The sequence below is a fragment of the Paenibacillus sp. D2_2 genome (genome assembly GCF_031199965.1).
Lineage (GTDB): Bacteria > Bacillota > Bacilli > Paenibacillales > Paenibacillaceae > Fontibacillus.
The window spans coordinates 1,527,502-1,545,280 of sequence record NZ_CP133605.1 but is presented as its reverse complement, the minus strand read 5'-3'; the positions used below and the strand labels follow the sequence as shown (position 1 = coordinate 1,545,280).

At 41.8% G+C, this 17,779-nt stretch carries 13 protein-coding genes and 1 pseudogene; 2 read left to right on the top strand and 12 right to left on the bottom strand.

Features of this window, described 5'->3' with window-relative positions:
* Positions 1-3 precede the first annotated feature (3 nt).
* Positions 4-90: a hypothetical protein gene (locus RE628_RS29540; RefSeq protein WP_375143100.1), complete on the top strand. Its 87-nt coding sequence runs from the start codon at positions 4-6 to the stop codon at positions 88-90.
* Positions 91-459: 369 nt separating this feature from the next.
* Here RE628_RS29540 and RE628_RS07680 read toward each other — a convergent pair whose 3' ends face one another.
* The 8 genes from RE628_RS07680 to RE628_RS07645 all read right to left on the bottom strand — a co-directional run bounded on the left by RE628_RS07680 (position 460) and on the right by RE628_RS07645 (position 6,753).
* Positions 460-1,386, bottom strand: coding sequence for a 5-methylcytosine restriction system specificity protein McrC (locus tag RE628_RS07680; protein WP_309158225.1), 927 nt, complete (start codon positions 1,384-1,386; stop codon positions 460-462).
* A gap of 11 nt (positions 1,387-1,397) precedes the next feature.
* A complete protein-coding gene (locus RE628_RS07675) occupies positions 1,398-1,778 on the bottom strand; it encodes a hypothetical protein (protein ID WP_309158224.1) in 381 nt (126 codons plus the stop codon).
* Positions 1,779-1,788: 10 nt separating this feature from the next.
* The gene (locus tag RE628_RS07670) at positions 1,789-2,928 is read right to left on the bottom strand and encodes an AAA family ATPase (RefSeq protein ID WP_309158223.1); all 1,140 of its coding nucleotides are present in this window, start codon (positions 2,926-2,928) and stop codon (positions 1,789-1,791) included.
* On the bottom strand, positions 2,918-4,405 hold the full coding sequence (locus RE628_RS07665; protein WP_309158222.1) for a hypothetical protein: 1,488 nt from the start codon (positions 4,403-4,405) through the stop codon (positions 2,918-2,920). The genes RE628_RS07670 and RE628_RS07665 overlap by 11 nt, the downstream gene beginning before the upstream one ends.
* Positions 4,351-5,142 carry a DNA methyltransferase family protein gene (locus RE628_RS07660; protein ID WP_309158221.1) on the bottom strand — a complete coding sequence of 264 codons (792 nt, stop codon included), beginning with the start codon at positions 5,140-5,142 and terminating at the stop codon, positions 4,351-4,353. Before RE628_RS07660 ends, RE628_RS07665 begins: the two co-directional genes overlap by 55 nt.
* Before the next feature lie 68 nt (positions 5,143-5,210).
* Complete coding sequence (locus RE628_RS07655; RefSeq protein ID WP_309158220.1) at positions 5,211-5,438, bottom strand: hypothetical protein; 228 nt, start codon at positions 5,436-5,438, stop codon at positions 5,211-5,213.
* A gap of 110 nt (positions 5,439-5,548) precedes the next feature.
* The gene (locus tag RE628_RS07650) at positions 5,549-5,698 is read right to left on the bottom strand and encodes a hypothetical protein (protein ID WP_309158219.1); all 150 of its coding nucleotides are present in this window, start codon (positions 5,696-5,698) and stop codon (positions 5,549-5,551) included.
* Positions 5,695-6,753 carry a DNA adenine methylase gene (locus RE628_RS07645; RefSeq protein WP_309158218.1) on the bottom strand — a complete coding sequence of 353 codons (1,059 nt, stop codon included), beginning with the start codon at positions 6,751-6,753 and terminating at the stop codon, positions 5,695-5,697. Before RE628_RS07645 ends, RE628_RS07650 begins: the two co-directional genes overlap by 4 nt.
* An 849-nt stretch (positions 6,754-7,602) precedes the next feature.
* Between RE628_RS07645 and RE628_RS07640 the strand changes: the two genes are divergently transcribed.
* Positions 7,603-7,830 (top strand): hypothetical protein, encoded by a 228-nt coding sequence (locus tag RE628_RS07640; protein WP_309158217.1) that lies wholly within the window; start codon positions 7,603-7,605, stop codon positions 7,828-7,830.
* A 303-nt stretch (positions 7,831-8,133) separates the two neighbouring features.
* Here the strand turns inward: RE628_RS07640 and RE628_RS07635 are convergent.
* The 4 genes and pseudogenes from RE628_RS07635 to RE628_RS07620 form a co-directional block, all read right to left on the bottom strand.
* Positions 8,134-9,275 (bottom strand): annotated as a pseudogene (locus tag RE628_RS07635) (McrC family protein).
* Between the two features lie 104 nt (positions 9,276-9,379).
* Positions 9,380-11,338 carry a DUF8426 domain-containing protein gene (locus tag RE628_RS07630; protein ID WP_309158216.1) on the bottom strand — a complete coding sequence of 653 codons (1,959 nt, stop codon included), beginning with the start codon at positions 11,336-11,338 and terminating at the stop codon, positions 9,380-9,382.
* A 91-nt stretch (positions 11,339-11,429) separates the two neighbouring features.
* On the bottom strand, positions 11,430-14,726 hold the full coding sequence (locus RE628_RS07625; protein WP_309158215.1) for a UvrD-helicase domain-containing protein: 3,297 nt from the start codon (positions 14,724-14,726) through the stop codon (positions 11,430-11,432).
* Positions 14,719-17,616: a PD-(D/E)XK nuclease family protein gene (locus RE628_RS07620; RefSeq protein ID WP_309158214.1), complete on the bottom strand. Its 2,898-nt coding sequence runs from the start codon at positions 17,614-17,616 to the stop codon at positions 14,719-14,721. The genes RE628_RS07625 and RE628_RS07620 overlap by 8 nt, the downstream gene beginning before the upstream one ends.
* Positions 17,617-17,779 lie beyond the last annotated feature (163 nt).

The following is a 17,779-nucleotide window of genomic DNA, read 5'->3' as shown; positions in this document are numbered from 1 at the left end:
CGGCTGTGCGGCGTTATTGATTTTGAAACTATGGACGTCGGTTATCCTTCAAGCGATATTGTAATGATATGGAGTTTTTTGGTGATATAAGTCGCGGCATATTCCTAAGTCGCATGAACTTTGACTAGTATACTGTTTATCGTACACGCGGTTTACTTTGTAGAAAGCACTTGTCACCTACGCTTGGATGAACCAAGCTCGGAAGCCTCGAATTGGGAAATGCATGTAATCGATGTTTATTATTTGGGACTACAAGTCGCTATGAGCATATGAATCGGCCCAGATAGGTACTTCTCTTGTTCAAAATAAATCCTCTAATCGTATCCGAACTGCGATACCATAGCTTTTCGTCACTTGTGATGCGATTCACTGTAACGGGGGTAACGGCTATTCTTGATCCAATCAAAATAAGAGGTGTCTATCTGTCATGATTCTGACACCTCTTTCTTTACCAAATTATTACGCTCCCCACTTAACTAAAATAGCCTGCAAATCAGTCGCACACTTTCTGGAAAAGCGGCTTAATCCTCCTGTTAGCGAAATACCTTTAATTTCAATTTGCACACCAATTACCGTGACATCACCAATTTTTTGCCTCTCGAAAATCTCCGTTTGCCCAAGTTCAGATTGGGCAGAAGACAATGCCGGGTACGCTAGTAAAATGTTTTTACAGCCAGTGCCTTCGGAAAAAGCTAATGATTCATAAAGGTCCTGTTCCGAAATTGCGACATGTCCATCTTTTATATTCCCTTTGTACTTTGCATCTAGCAAAAAATAAGGTGTGTTAGATTGCACATTATTAATTATCAAATCAGGTCTCACATTCGACTGATTCGTTTGAATTATATTTCCACCTAAGAACCTTTCCTTTGTTCCAAGTACACGTGATACTTGAGACTGAACCCGGTCTGAACCGAAACACAGCCGCATGGATATCTTCAGAAAATCCTGCCAAACTCTCCATGTGTCAAGTACATACCCTGGTGCCCAGAGTTTTCCTGAGTTAAGTGTAAGTCCAAATCCGTTTAATACATCCATTGATAGTTCAAATAACGGTTGCCAACGAACTGACCTACTTGGTAATGTTCGGTTTCTGATAAAACCATTAGTTTGTCGCTGAGGTGAAAGAGCAAAAACCATCCGCTCTAATTGAGATATGGTTCCAGGATCTCTGATCTGTGATAATAGCTGTTTAGCCGCTGTAAGTATTACAGCGTTATATTTGTTATCTCTATTGTACAATATCCCAAATTGTTCGAATCCTTCTGGACTCGGCTGTAAGAGGCATTCAGGATCTACTTCTCCGTCGATCTCAAAACTTGTAAATGATCTATTAGTATACATGCGTAATGGACGTCTATGATTACTCCAGTACATATCGGTCATGGTACGAGCAACTAGGGTATGAAGATCCCCATTTCACCTGTCTCCGCTTTGAGACGGTCATTATTTAATAGACGACCATGTTTTGAAAGGGTGGCTAAAAAGAAAAAATCTTCACGCCACCTCTTATTAGATGAATCTAATCCAAGGAATTTGGGAGCAATCTCCAATTCGAATCTAGGACTTACACTAACAAGACCAGCAATATCAGAAATTCTTACTGATCGATCGTTAATTTCAAACGGATTTGAAGATAGTTTCAATGATCTGCTAATGCGTTGACCCGACTTTAAAATAAGCTTTCCCAGTTCGTCGTCACTCAGGCCAGTGGAAGGATTGTTAACCTGACATAAATGAACAGGCGAACCATACTCAATCAATGAAATACGTGTCATAATTATAGCCCTACCCTACTACAGCTCTTAAAATATCGTAAATGTTTCCAACGTTAACAACTGCTGGGCCAACAAGTTCTAACCGCGGCTCATCAGCAAAAGTAGACTCCACTAGCTTATAAGGATGATATGTTGGGCCTCCTATTACATTTATCGCTGAGGCAATACCCCTTAGATCTCCAAAGAATACCTCTTCAACATGCGTTTTAAGCGTTTCCCAGATATGTACCATCTCTAACAAAGCCTCGTCAATGGTGTTTGGAATAGAGCCACTTGATAAAAATATGCCGTGGCCAAGCTGAAACTCTGGACCTCTACCAAGTCTAATTTGCTTATTTATCTCCTCCCAAGCTCGAATTCCTAAATCCATGACTTGCTTTTCATCGAGTGGGGTTGTTGGTATTGGGTTAGTAGTAGATACAGAGTAATATTTCCTAAGAACAGTACTATTCGGTACCAACCTATAAGGAGCCCACCGGCGAAGGAAAGCAACATCAAGTGGTTCAACCGAAGCATCCGCTTGATTCATTGCAGCTAGTATGTAAAGGTGTTCTGGAAGGGCGTATTCGATAATATCGCCTGATACAGGATCAATGATTTCAAAGCTTTGTGTTTGAGTCCGGATACTATTGTCTTCTGCAAGGCGTTTTTCTGGTTCAATAGAAACAATACTCCCACCAAACACTTGAACAGCAGGGCCCCGGTTAATTTCATCTATGATTAATAGAGATGCCCCATTGGGAAGCTTCGCATATTCGCTTGCTCTATATAGTGATCCTTTAACTACCCTGAACCCTGACTGACCATTAGTAAGCGGCATTAAACCAGTAATAAATTCCCTGTTTTTGGAATTTTGGTGAAATGCTGTTCTATAAACTTTACGGTCATTTCTATTTGTTCCAGGCCAAACTGACTGAAGTGCAGTATCAACCTCTTCTTCTATCTCACGTGGGATAGCAATCACCGAACTAGGATCATGAATCGGTAAGGAAGTGGGAGCAAAGACAATTGGGTTTGTCACAAAGGCTTCCGCAACCTCGCCTAACAATCTCGACTTTCCAGTTCCAGGGGCACCAGATAACAATACATTTCGGCGCCTCTTTAATAGATCCAATATCTCCAGACACTCTGTGGAATAGCTATTGGCCATTGCAGAAAGATCCCCCTGTCTCAAAGTCGACATATCCTGCCGCAGATACATTTTGTCGACGTCTTGCACATAGGCACCCGAGAATAGTTTGACTTACTTGGGGATTCCATCGACTATCATTTTTCAATGAATTTTCTGTTGTAAACGAAATCCATACAGTGTCGTCATCTCTTTGGATAATCAATAGTATAGCAATCCCCTCTCTTGCATCAGGCAACATGTTACCCGGTAAATATTTATCAATATTCGATATCCTTCCCTCGTTGGGCCGAGAATTTGTAGGTGGGTGGTAATAGGCTTCTCTAGATATGTGCCTATCACCTTCTATCCAATTAAACTGACCTTCTAAAATTCCGTGATTATTATGAGGCAGCATTCTTTCAAAGGCCAGTCTGAATTGATCATAGGGCCTAAAACGCAAATCGCGTGCACCTCCACCTGCTGATGCATCATGATTGGACATAGCCTCAAATTTTAGACGATCACCTTCGACAATTTCTTTATAGACAATACGTTTAATTCCTCTTGGCCCATTCGTTTGTCCTGTAGTCATATTTCTCTTCCCCGCATTGTTCATTTCTACGGTCGCCATTTCAGAAGGGATATAAGGAACTGCCCCAACAGATTTAGCCTCATCTACCCGTGCTTGTAGATCCTCATCAATGTTTTTACCGAAATGCTTAGCAGCCACGAGTAACAAATAATCACATGTTATAGTGGAAACCTTCTCGTTTCGGATAGAGGGTTGGCCGCGATCTAATAATGGGAAGTCATCAAGCATTACTACTAAATCCTCATACCTAAGACCATAGGCAGTAAGTACTGCAATATCAATGTTAACACGCAATTCTGCATTTTTCCATCCATTAAATTCCTGTCTACCTGAAATCATATTATTCAGTACCTCAACAGCCTTAATGATGTGTCTACTATTGAATTCGTTTAAATCTAAGTGTGGTAAAGGGAGACTTAGAAGTAAAAAATAATTAACCGTAGTTGTTAGAACCCTTCTGAGCATCCAATCAAAAGGAAAGCTGTTTACTATGCCAATCCATAAGAGCAACCTATTTAGTGATGGATCATTGGGAAATGTAATTGTAGGTACCTTATTGCCGCATACAGTTCTTGGAGGTATCAACGCAGCCATCATTGACCGTTCATTTGTTTGTCCAGCTATATCACAAAAGCCGGCCCTGGCCATTTTGCTTCTCTCTGCTACTTTCTTGTTAATACTAGTTTCTTTAATCCAGAATTGCGGCACTATCATAAATCTACCTTTTGCAACCGGGACCCAAACAGCAGTTCTTCCAGTCCCCGAAATATAAATTTTTGCCCCAAAATGGTGGGATTGAACCATTCTGCCCTCAATAATTGGCAAGCAAGAGTCTACGGGATTTCTTGAAAATTTCTTTCGATCTCTCGTCATATCGACTTCCCTAACAATATCAGGATACCATTTCGATTCTTTTTCGACCAATCCTCCCCGTTTTCGACCATTCGGGCAAAAATTTCCCACTCCCTATTATTTCTAACCTCAGGAATAGAAAGATCAGGCCTAAGTTTTGCTAGCTCTTTACAGTTTAAACTCGCCGATCCGGTTATTTCTACCCCCGAAGTAGTTCCAACAGCATGATTAAGATGTAAAGTATCATCACCTCCTGCAACACTATCATTTTTATTATAAGAAAGAGAAATAAACTTAAATCTTGTATCAATAGCGAAATAGCGCGCTCTATTCTCAATAATAGTAATGGATATATCGCGGCCTGCTTCAAATAAAAACCTACGAAGTGATTCCGTTCCTTGTGAACGTATTAATCCAGCTGGTAATAATATCGACACTTTTCCTCCTTGCCTTACCAACTGACAGGAGAGTTGATTAAATGCCATGTAAAGATCAGGTTCACCATTCCCTAATAAGTTATATCGTTCCCTTAGTCTAATTACATAGTCAGCTACTTGATTTTTTTGTTCTAAATAGTCATTTTCATCTAAATCAAACTCATTGTACTCTTGCCCATAATGACGTTCATCACCATTAGCGTTTAAATACTCGTGTCGAGTTAACCTGACCTTTTCCCAAGGAGGATTGCCAATAACTAAATCAAACAAATCAGGTGACATCTGCTGCCATGTGTCAAACGGGGCTAATAAACTATCCTGGACTCTCCAGTTACTCCACATTCTCTTTATTGCTTTTATATCACTTGTCAAAGAAGATAATGATAGTCTTGCGCCTCGCAAAGCTACCGGTGAAAGGTCCGCAGCAAATACGCTATTTGCTAGCCAATGACTTGTCTCTTTTTATCTTTACCACATTTTTTTACGGAAACGGCAACCAAGAGTATTCCTGTTCCACAAGCTGGGTCAATCACTTTGTTTACCTCTTTTAAACCCGTCAGTCCTAAGTCTGCCAAATGAGCTGCAAGTCTAAAATCTGTGTAATAAGCACCAATTGTTCGTTGCTGGGACAAAGTCAATGGTTCACGAGCTAAAGCACTCAAAGCCATCGCTGGATGTATAGGGATTTTATAAAGTTGGGTTGCAATATCATTCCCCTTTAAGATGAGGGTTGAATTTGGTGCAACCGGGTTTATATTAAATTCATCAAAATATTGGTCTAAAGAAAACCCCCAAGCACACTTGCAGTGGCTTCCAATAATTGCAAACGAACTTCAAAAAGATTTCCACAAATTTCTGTCGAGTGTTTCGAAAGTAATTTCTCAATTGGTTGCAACAACTGGGTTTCCAAAGCTGTAGATGAGCTCATATCACTTCCTCCCTTACAGACGATAATTTATCTTTTTCGATCACAATAAGATATTCACTGACTGTAGACCTAGCCATACTTGCTGTTTTATTAGGTCTATACCGACCGACCTTCATTAACTTAAATGGTGTTGCTGAACCTATTTGCGAAAGATTATCCATAAGTTGATTTATTGGTACATGTCCCTCTTCACTGTAAGAAAGTAGTATTCTGTTTGAGTTTAATTTTTTGATTAGATTTGTTAAAGCATCTAAAGCACGCTTTTTGTAGCAAAAATCTGATGCCTTCATTTGCCAAGGCCGCAGTCCCGATACACCTTGCACTTCGGGCTCGTCATTAATTACTATCGTCTCAAGTATATGATAGTACGCAGCATATTGACGTTTAGTATACGGAGGGTCTAAATAAACTAGGTCATTCGGATTAACCTGAAGGTTAGAAACGTCTTCACAGGTTATTCGAACAGTTGTTGGTTGGGGATTCAATTCCCTTTGTAACAATTCAAGATTATTAAAAGCTTGACTCTGCCACTTAGATAAGAAGCAACCATAAGTACCTGCTATATTGGCTACACGATTAGTTGCGCTGAGAAGGTCCGCTATTAATAATTGTTCTTCTTGTCTATTTAATTGCCCGTCTTTCTTCCATAAAGAAATCTGCGAACGGATAGCATCTATACGGCCAGCATTCTCTTCCGTAAAGTACCGTCGTTCTACCCCAGCAGTTAAGGCTGAAGCAGGACTGTACTCACGCCAGATGAATCCATGTAGTGGCTCTAATCCATTTAGGATCTTTAATGCCTCACTATACCCACCAAAACACTTAAAGTTTGCCTCATTTTTACTTATCAACCTGGCTGCAGAGATAATTCCCGCACTCACCATATGGTCATTTAACCAAACTGGCCAGCCAAGTTTCATTGCTGTCTCAGCGACAGCACCTGTCCCACAAAAAGCATCTACAAACATCCCCCCTGTTTGATTGGGTGAACCAATATGTTTAGCTAATTCCTCCACTAATCTTGCTTTTGATCCTATATATCGAAAAGTCATCATATCACCTCATTAAAATAAAGAACATTTACTCGAAATTTTTAACGAATGATTACTATTGTATGTCATGATTAATTAATTCGCTAGTTTCAGTGCCACTTACTATCAGATCATTGAAGGCACCTTAATTATACCAAACATTCGTTCCTATTTGTAGTTCCCTAAAAAGATTATGCGGAGTCTCCAAGATCAGTGGCTGGAAAATGTAGAATTCGTAGAGATTGATAACCTGTTATAAGTATCATTATCGGCATTATGCCAGACAAAGACTGCTATATCATGCTCTACGTCGTCAAGGGCACCCTCGACCCTGAAACTGAGGAATGGCTCACTGTAACAAATCATTTTTAAAGCCCCTATTCCATTTTATCGAAATAAGGGCTTACAAATTGCATATTAAAGGGGCGATTATAAATGATCAATCCAGCACAGTAGCTCGACCCGTTCAGATGTCAACTTGTTCTATACTATGTATGATTCAAAGATCAAATATGAAATTCTCTATGCCCACCAAAAGGAAGAGCTCCCGCCTAGCTGGTAGGTATACTTAGCCTGAATATTCGAAGTTAATTTGACTCAATAGCAGAATCAATAGGATACTATTAGAGCGATGCTTGATCGGACACCAATCATCCCGATCATAGGGAGCATACAAAGTATCGACATACTTATGCAGGATTGTCTATCTTCAATCTAGAAATATTTTTTAGATATTTAAAACAAGGGTGTGCTCTACAGGGAGCTATAGGAATTTACGATAAGATAGTGGAAAAAATTCAACATGATTATTCTTAGCAAATCTACCTTAATGAAGGGCAGCGTTTTGTAGCTTGGTATTTGCGAAACATTCATTTGCGCGACAGAAATGAAACTAAGGATGATATCACAGAGGGTTCGGATGATAAACAAATTGATGCCGTTGTAATTGATGATAAAAAAGTGTCATTTCTAAATCACGGACTTTCGCCAGTTCATCCACTAGCGTTGCTCTCCAAATCTCTGCCTTTTGTCGGTCAAACGACCGCTCCTGCCCGTCTTTTTTATCCATCAAAATTTGATCCTATTGCAGCAGATCATTAATAAAATCGAGTTGCCTGGAAAAATCTTTTACTTCATCTCCAATTGCACTAACTGTATCGTCGAACATACTTAATATCCTATCCTCCTGCACTTCGTCTTCAGCCTATCAATCAACCAAAACTAGTCATTTCGACCTACACCCATAACTTTCCTGCTAGGAATTTTCTATTGTATCGTATTTGAGGGTTACAGCGGTCCCTCCGTCTTCTTTAGGCAGTTTCATTTCAACCTAGTATATTACGACAGGAAGCAATCAGCTGTCACTGAATATACGTTTTGCAAGGGGAAATAACCAATTCAAGATTATGATTTCAATATTGATTTTAACTCTTGTAGTGCGAGCCTCTCATCTTCATAATTAATAGAGTGAACTAGCAATCTTTTATCCGGTTGACCCTCTACATACCAGGATTCCAATGGTACTCCATCTGACCGATCGATTTCATCATGATAAGGATATAGTAAAATAACAGTTCCTACACTCTTATATCGAGTCAGATATGCATACATCTGATAAAAGTCTTCCCGCTTCACACCATGTCGTCTATATGAGCTATCAATTATTTTCCACTTTGTATCTATAATCATAGACTGACCATTGCTACCTTGAATCAATAAATCAGGCTCCAATTGAAATACACTGCGATCATTACTCTCTTTGATTAGGAGTTTATACGAACGATCTTTCACAACTACATGAGATGTAATCTTTTGGACCAGATAAGCTATATAACTTTCAAATAGGTCATTCATCTTAAATAAAATGGAACTTGACGTTTTATTGCCTTTTTGTGGTGTTGGAGCAGATTGTGACAAGAGGAGCATGGCAAGTCGATAGCATTCTTCGTATCTGCGATTGCTACGATCAAAATATATAGCCTTACGCAAAATCCTCTGATCAATGGAATCTGCCGCTTCATCTAGATATATAATCGCATGACTAGCCCGTTTACGAGTGTTCATTTGTTTCGAATGGTTCATTATTCTTCTTAAGGTAGCTTTAAAGATCCTATTTATTGCATGGTTGGAATGGAATTCATCGTAAATACAGCTCACCGTTGTCGACTTAAGATGATCTCGCCTCATCTGTAAGGTCGTATCAATTCTACCTCGCACCGTATTCAGTTCATCTATCTGAGTAATGTAAGTCCGGAGAACCCCGCGTGATAGCTCTCTAAGAACCTTCTCTGTAAACAGAAAGGCAAGAATTTCGAACAAGTTCATTTTCTCATAATCAATTTGCCCAAACTGACTCTCGTGAATATCTAGGTACCTGTCCGTTCTAACATACGTAAGAGTACCCGTCGTGAAATAGAAGGTTCATTGCTAGATACTTTCGGAAGTATTTCTATAGTGCAAGATGATAATTGAATGAAGCCCACATAATTAATGAAAACAACACTCTTCCTTGATATTCTAATCAGATTTTGATCCAATCGATTCATAGATATATAGTTTGATAGTTCATCTACCTGTAATGTAGATAAAGCACCGCTCTCATCATCGGATATGGGAATTGAGCCATAGCACTCCGTCACAACAAAACGTTTCATATAAATACATCCTGCCTATCAGCATTTCCACGTTGTTTATAGATACGAGTCAATGCCTTAATTGTTGCATTAGCTTGTATGGTATAACGAGTTTTCTCGTACTCAGGCAGTCCAGAAGTATCAGCAAACAATTGGTTAGCAGCGGCAGTGTTCTTTATAATCAGAAAATCCTTATCCTCTTCGTTCTTTCCCGCCCCACCCAACACAAGCTCTATAGATTCCCAGTTATCATAAAAATACTCCTGTAGCAATGGAATGATTCTGTATTGCATTACTTCTATATAGTAGTCTAATGTCGGTTCCTCAGTTATAAAGTAAGCATGCCCAACAATATGATCTCGATCAAATAAGTACTCGATACGGGCGTTTATTGTTTGAAGTAGAAGTCGTACATCTAAACCTTCAACGTCAGATGGTAGCACACCATAATCAGGCATCATTTCAATAAAATCGAACCGTCTGCGAAGTGCGGTATCAAGCAATGCGATGGAACGATCGGCTGTATTCATGGTACCAAGAATATGGACATTACAAGGCACATTAAATTTATTCCCTGAATATGGCAAGGTAAGCGATATTTCATTTTTCTGTCCTAATCTTTTATCAGGCTCTATCAAAGTAATTAGCTCTCCAAAAATTTTGGAAATATTACCGCGATTTATCTCATCAATGACGATAACAAATTGAGATTCACCAGTCCCCTTCTCATTTCTGCCAGCGGTTAACTCGCGAAGGCTCTCAATATTCAAGTTTTCTTTGTCCAGCATGTAAATGGCCTGCTGCATAAATACTTTATCAATCAAAATTCGCTCTACTGGCACGATATCTGCATCGTCTTTACTAACCCACAGCCACTCTACATTGCGAAAGTGATGGTACTCAATTACTCCTGCATCGTCATATTCATATTTACCAGTAACCTTGCCGATTGCTCTAGCTTTATAGTTACCGTGTGAAACAATGATGATATCGTCAATATTTATTCCGTGTTTGAATCGATCAACCGCATCTACTCCAAATTTTCTATCATCTTTAGCTTCATCTAAATATTTCCTACGGATTGTCTCCTTATTGTTACATTGACTATAATCGACTTGATTCCCCCATCCTAAAGCAATCTTATTCTTCTGTATGCAATAATCATATATGTCGTCATTAGAATCTTTCGAATTGCCCAACGATAATTTATAGAAATTCGTAGTACTTAGATCAAAATCATAGGTATGCCTTCTATTAGTGACTACAGCTCTGGCTGCATTACAGATACGCTTGAACACACCATCCCTGACCTCATATCCTTCGGATTCCTTCACAAATCGAAACCCTTCAACAAAGTCCTCATAGCTGTACGACTGATGGAATGTACAAAACACGACTTGATTGCTCTCAATATACCGGTTATACAATTTAACAGCCTCATGACGTCTTGCTGGATTAGTAAGTAAATCAGGATCTACATCTGGATTAAGAATTTTTAGCGCATGATTAATAACATTATAGGTTTTTCCTGTACCCGGAGGGCCATAAAGGATTATATTTTTTGCTACGGGTTTGTGCATATTCACTAATTCCCCTTCAAATTTTTTAGCTTCTAAATAGCTATCCGTTGTTGAAGAATTTATCTCAGCGAAGAGTTCGAGCAAAACTTCGTTACTATCTTTTTGCCAAGGGACACCGTTGGGACGATCATCTTTATAATGAACCATTGTAGTATCAGAGATAGATGCGAAGGGATACCTTCGTCGAAGCATTTTCATACCATCTTTCTTAGCGACATCCAGTCTGCCATTAATATCGATTAAATCAGTCTCCTCATGATTATCTAGAAGCTTAACCCCATAATGGTTATCATCATATTTCACAGTTAAAATATAAAAACGAGTTTCATCTCCCTTTCGATACTCACGATTGGCAATACTCTTCTGAACTTTTTGATTAATCTCTGTGTTTAACATTATTCACCTTCTCCTCCACAATTAAGATAAATCTGAACATTTCTATTCCAATGGAAGAAATAATCATTTTTCTTCAGAAATAGTCGTTGTATCATATTTTCCAAATCTCCAACTGAACAAAATACAATCCAGCTTCTTTTACCTTGAAGCCAAAGGACCGTTCCCACTCCACCGCATAAGCCTCAACCTGCTGTCGATAGAAGTCAATAAATTTCTGCAAATTCTCTTCAGATACACTATCCGTCTTGAAATCGACGATAACCCAACCGTCCTCTTCCTCGAACAGGAAGTCAATGACTCCACGAACATAGACATACTCCATTGAAACTGTTCCTTCTGATGCAGCCGCAACCTCTTGATCTGCATCTCCAATATCACTAAACATACTAACTTCATCAGCCCGTTTACGAACCATCAACGGCACTTCGAACAATCGACGACGTGCACGCAAGCTGCGCTGCCATAGATCGCTGGCCAACAAATTCCGTATAAGCTCAGTTGCAGCTTGTATATGTTCATTTGCCAAGCCTTCTTCTGAGGATAACAAGGAAACTGCATCCTCAAGCTCCGCTTCCGGGAGGCCTTTTCCTAGCATTTCAATTGCTCTATGAACGACACTTCCAAAGGCCATGCCTCTGCCTTCTGAGGACCACTCCGGCTTAACGCCGATGGCTTTGGCCTGACCCGTAACTGACAATACGGCATAGGTTGGCTTACTAATCTTATCCAGGATTTGTTGCCGGGCTTCGGCCTCTCTTGACAGATCCGGCCCCGTGGTCAACTCGTCCCTCTTCTCTGGCTGAATCTCAGGCACTTCTAGTTCGCGTACGGATTCCATTCCCTCTACAAGCGATGTCCATGGGCACTTTGCTGGCTGCTCAGGATACAGGCTGATCACCAGCATTTGCTTCGGACGGGTCGCGGCGACATATAGCAACCGATCCTTCTCCGCGTTGGAGAAAGCACGCTCTCGCTCATTCATCACACTCCAACCGACAGGTTGGGCAATCATCTCTCTGCTGTACTCTCCTGTTGCCTTACTGATCGTAAAGTAACCTGCAGCCGGATCCGAGGAGCGATCAATATACTGCGTTGCATCATGATCAGCTTCCCCGCAAGGACAAGCTAGGAATACAATCGGCGCTTCCAATCCTTTAGCCTTGTGCAGGTTCATAATACGTACAGCTTGATTACCTCCAGCATACAGACTTGATGTTTCCATACCTCGATCCACAAGCATTCGCTCAATAGATCGGCATAATTCCGACCAATTTGAACTTGCTATTGGATCTGAATGTAATAGCTGCAACATTCTCACTAGCGTCCCTGCACGAACAGACCCAGCTGACAGTGTTGACACATACGGCAATATGCCGAGATCCTCCACAATCCTACCGAATGCAGCTGCCGCGCTTAGTGTGCGAACCCACATTTTATATTTCTTAAGCCTTTGCAGTACCACGACAACTGACTTAGCCTCATCACTACAGTCGTCCAACGATGGCAAGTCAAATAATGAGAACCGGAATCCCTCTTGCTTATAGGCCCACAACTGGCGGTCGCTCAAGCCAAACAGCATTCCTCTCATAACTGCAAGCAAAGCCGGTTTATCCGCAGAGTCTTCCAAGCAGCGTGCTAACTGCAATAACGCCAGCTGTTCTTCATAGACAGTCGTGCTTCCTGAAGTATCTGCAGGAACACCATAGAGGTCCAACTGCTCCGCATATAGATGAATGAATTCACGTGTCTTCGTCAAGATCAGAAAATCGCCCGGAACCGCGTCTCGAGTCCCACCGTCACGCTCTGCAATTTTCAAGTTTCCCTGTTGACACGCCCAAGAGATATATCTGGCAATCTGCTCGGCATCCGCTTGTGCGACTACAGACTTGCCTCCCGGCATTTTAGGATAATTAAGCTTGAAGATACCATGTGGCGTATGAATGGATTCCGTGGGATTATGTCTACGTGTCTCCATCATCACGAATGCAGCCTGAACCTCCGTCTCTGTTGGCGGCAGTTTACCGATAAACTGATCATTGATGAAATCACCGATAGAGTGCACTGAGCGGAAATTAGCTATTAATTGCAGCACTGCGCCGCATGATTGAATCCGGGTCTTCACTTCGTTATAGATTGAAATATCTGCTCGCCTGAAGCGATAAATCGACTGCTTAGGGTCACCCACCACGAACAAGGAGCCTGGTCTAGGCGTAAGCTGGCGCCAATCTCTCTGATAACCCCCATCCTCTGAATCACCTGTGAGCAGGAACATCAATTCAGCCTGAATCGGATCGGTATCCTGGAATTCATCGACAAGCAGCTTCTGATACCGTTCAGCAAAATAGCCTCTTACTTCAGCATTTTCTCGTACTAGTCTGGTGGCCTGCATAAGCAGATCCTGGAAACTCAGCATTCCCTCAGCATGCCGCCGCTCTTCATAAAAGGCAAGCGCAGGCTGTACGAACCGTATCAGCTTCGGGTACATGTATTCATACCACTCTTGAAGGAAAGGGATAAGCACGTTAATCTGCCATTCAGGGAAACGCTTCTTCATCTCACTGGCCTGTTCTTTGGATGTCCATCTATTAAGCGTAACATCAAGTTTGCGATTAAAATCCTTGGCTATCTCGAGAATTCGCATATCATCCGACAGATCTATATAGTGCATCTTCTGATGCGTCTGTCGGACAAGCCGTTGTACTGTATCCCATCCTTTTTCCGGTTCAGTCGACGGTATATACGGGGCAGCAATATCTAGTAGAGGGAGCAGAGTTTCACGAATTCGGTCAAAATTAGGCCACCCGCGCTCTTCGCAAGGAAGATCGACATCCGTGAACAAAGACACTCGATCATATACACCTCGAAGAGTATTAACATCTACACCAAACGACATTAGATGTTCGAATTGCAGCCGTGTTTCTTCGCTCATCTCAGCCATATACTGATCCCAGCAATTGGCCCGGACCATTGCATCAGTCTCTTCATCAATTTCTTCAAATGAAGGATCAAGCCCTGCCTCGATCGGACGCTCGCGCAAAATTGAACCGCAGAACGAGTGGATTGTCCCAATGAACATCAGATCAAGATTGCTCAGCGCCAAAGAGAGCCGATCGCTTATCAACGAATCTGATGATTTCCGACAAGCCTCTTCTAATGCTAGTTGAAAACGTCCCTTCATCTCATCCGCTGCTTTATTCGTGAATGTTATAGCAGCAATCTGATCAACCCTAGCACCGGATTCAATCAGCGCAAGAAGCCTCCCTACCAAGCTAGTCGTCTTTCCAGATCCTGCCCCTGCCTCAATGAGTAACGTCGTATCCAAATCCGAAAGTATCCGATCGCGCTCCGCCTGATCTGTAGGCACCGTCAACACTTCATATTCACTCAATTCCCTCCACCTCCAGCAACTTACTTAGAATAGGAGCATTATCCGGTAACTTCCGTTTTCCAGTCATCGATTCCGGGTGAGACCCGCACACCGCTTGATAATCACACCACTGACAGAGCTTCGAATCTTTGGTCGGAATATAGATGCCACGATCCCGGGACTCAAGCAGTTGTACAACAATGCCGGCCAGTTCTCCCCTGCGATCCTGAACCCGCTTCACAGACTCCCCTCGACCTCGTTCCGTTGGGAAATAATACACAGCCTCAACTACTCTAGCTTCAGAGTCTATTCCTGTCTCGCGAAGCCATTGTTCTACCGCAACAGAATACAGAGCATGTTGAAGTTGTGTTCCTCCACTGAAATACTCCAAGGCCTTGTATTTTCTCGTACTCCCCGTCTTGTAATCAATAATTCGGTACTCATGGGGGCCAATCCGATCAACTCTATCAACGAATCCTTTCAATCTTATACGCATACCACCAGGTAAATCGACATCCATTGGTTCTCCATTAGCTAAAGTCAGCTCTAATTCGAAATAGCACGGCTGGTCCATATTGAGGCTTTCATTGTGATAGAAGATTTCCACATCGCGTCTGATCTCTTCACATTCCTTTTCAAAGACATGTACATTAGGGGCAGGAATAAATGTCGCGTTCTCTTTGATCACTGTCTCCGTAATTTCAAGCAATCGCTCTCTGTTATGTTCTGCTAGCTTCTTACCCTGATTAGTAACTTCCTCTAGATACCTTTTGAAAATATCATGCAGCAAAGAACCTCGTTCACTTGCTTGCAACCAGCGTGTAGGATCGAACCTTACAATATCCTTCTGCTGAAGCTTCAAGACATAATAGAAATAGTAATGCATTCCACAACTCGCATATTTCTCTAACTGACTTGCACTAATAAAATGCTTGTTCATATCCACACTTGAATCATTAGAATGTAAAGAGATATCGACGTCGAGCCAACCATCGTAAGCAGAGAGCCAATCTTCCAAACGAAGCTTCTGAGCTTGGTAGCCCTGAGCAAGGGTAGGATAAGTTTGAAGCATCGCTCGCCATCCATCTCTACGTTTACCGTTTGTATCCTGCAGCAACCGAGACCACGTATCGACCCCATCAAGCGGAACAGGTTGCTTGACTTTATGCATGACATCCATAACGCTGAAGGGCTCACCCAATGAATGCTCCAAATCTCCAAAATCCAGGCCCAAATCCTCTGTCTGTAACCACAGGACTTGAAGCATCTCATAAGCTGGACTTTGGTTTTTCTGCTCCCCTATATCGTAAGAAGAATAGCTAAGCCACAATTCTCCCTTCATTTGCGACAATCGGGATTCCCGTTCACTTCTTACCCTCTTTGCACGTTCGAAGGCCGGCTCCAAATGCTCTGATAATGCATATCGTTCCGTATCCAGTAGAAGCGGGTCTTGCACCACAGGTATGCTCCAAGCCCTCTCGTCCACACCTGCAATCCAGGTTCGATTTCTCCCGCTCCATCCCCCATTCTGCATTGAACTAATATGAACTGCACCTGGTCTCGGTGTTGCAGAGACGCCTATCCGTACTTCATTGATCATCTCTTGCACATACCGAATAGCTAATTCAAGGGACATTGGTTCAGACAGGCTAGTCTCATATCGGTTCGCCATCTCTTGCAGCGTAGTCTTGACATTTGCATCATCTAGTGACCGTATTGGTACATACTTCTGAAGAAAATCCGACAACCAGCCCAACAGGAATAATGGATTCCATTCATTGCTGTCGGGCAACTCCTTAAACCATTCATTTATATATGTAAATAAAATAGCACCCTGCTCTCGCATTTCCTCGCTTAGCCTCTCTGGACTAAGGGCGGCGTAATACCTCTCCTTGCCCCAACCAATACCAGACTTATCCAAGATTTGGACCCATTCTGTCCGTGACCAGCGATCGACTGGGAACTCCAAATAACCATGTCGATACATTTCAGAAAGCCTACTCACCGGGAAGTCCTCTGCCAGCCAGTCAAGCATGCCCATAACTACTTTTCCCGCAACAGAGAAAGTCAGTGGCAGCCCGTTTGAGAGCGTACAATCGATTCCAAGTGTCTCAGTAAGTGAAAACACAACAGGGGCATAGCGCTCATAATCGGATAGAATAATCTCTGTTCTGTCCAGAGATTCAGGTTCCGACAGGATTCTACGAAATCCCTCCCGAACTTCTGCAAAACTCCCGGTAGCACGGAACATATTGAACTGGTTATCCCGAAAATGTTCACTCAAATTGAAAGGCGAGTCTAAATCAAGTAAAACCACACGACCACCTGATAGCTTTTGAACCATTTGAGATTCTATATATGTCCACCCTGTTGGATTTGATGCCAAATAAACTATATCCCCAACGCCAGGGTTCAAATATTCTATAACCCCAGCAAAGTCCGTCCTGTGATGTTCAAGAAGATATGCTTCATATCGTGCGAGCAATTGCTTCAAATATTCTCCTTTATCGGAATTCATGAAGCTCTCCTTGGTCATATCCTCAGAACGAATGCCCGCCATCCGCAGTTCTGAAATTACACGATATACATGATTCACGATGCCGGGCTTCAACATGGATTCCGTGATGTAACCCGCTGGCTCTTCTACAGTCAATTGCTTCATCAACCAACGGATAACCCAAAATTTCTCTCCTTCTTCGAGCAGACTTATTTTTTTGCGGAATAACTCCAGTTTGATTTTGTCAGCAACAATGCCTTGAAGGGTTTGAACATTTACATTAAAAATAGCTCCGTGTCGTTCGCAGACTCGTTCAAGTAACTGATGCCCCTGTGCATACGAACTTACCAACAAAACCACTTGGGACCATCTGTCTTCGTTGATCTTCTGATACAGCCGATCTATCAAATCCATATCTGTTCCCCCTATGATTAACATAGTCTTATGTTACAGCTTCCTATTGGCAGTAACATGTCAGCGAATGTACGTTCTAGAAGGAGCTGTGCTCAAGACGAACACCCATTCTCTGACAACCCTCTTACACTCCTCTTTGTTAAGCTGTCCTTAATAAATCATG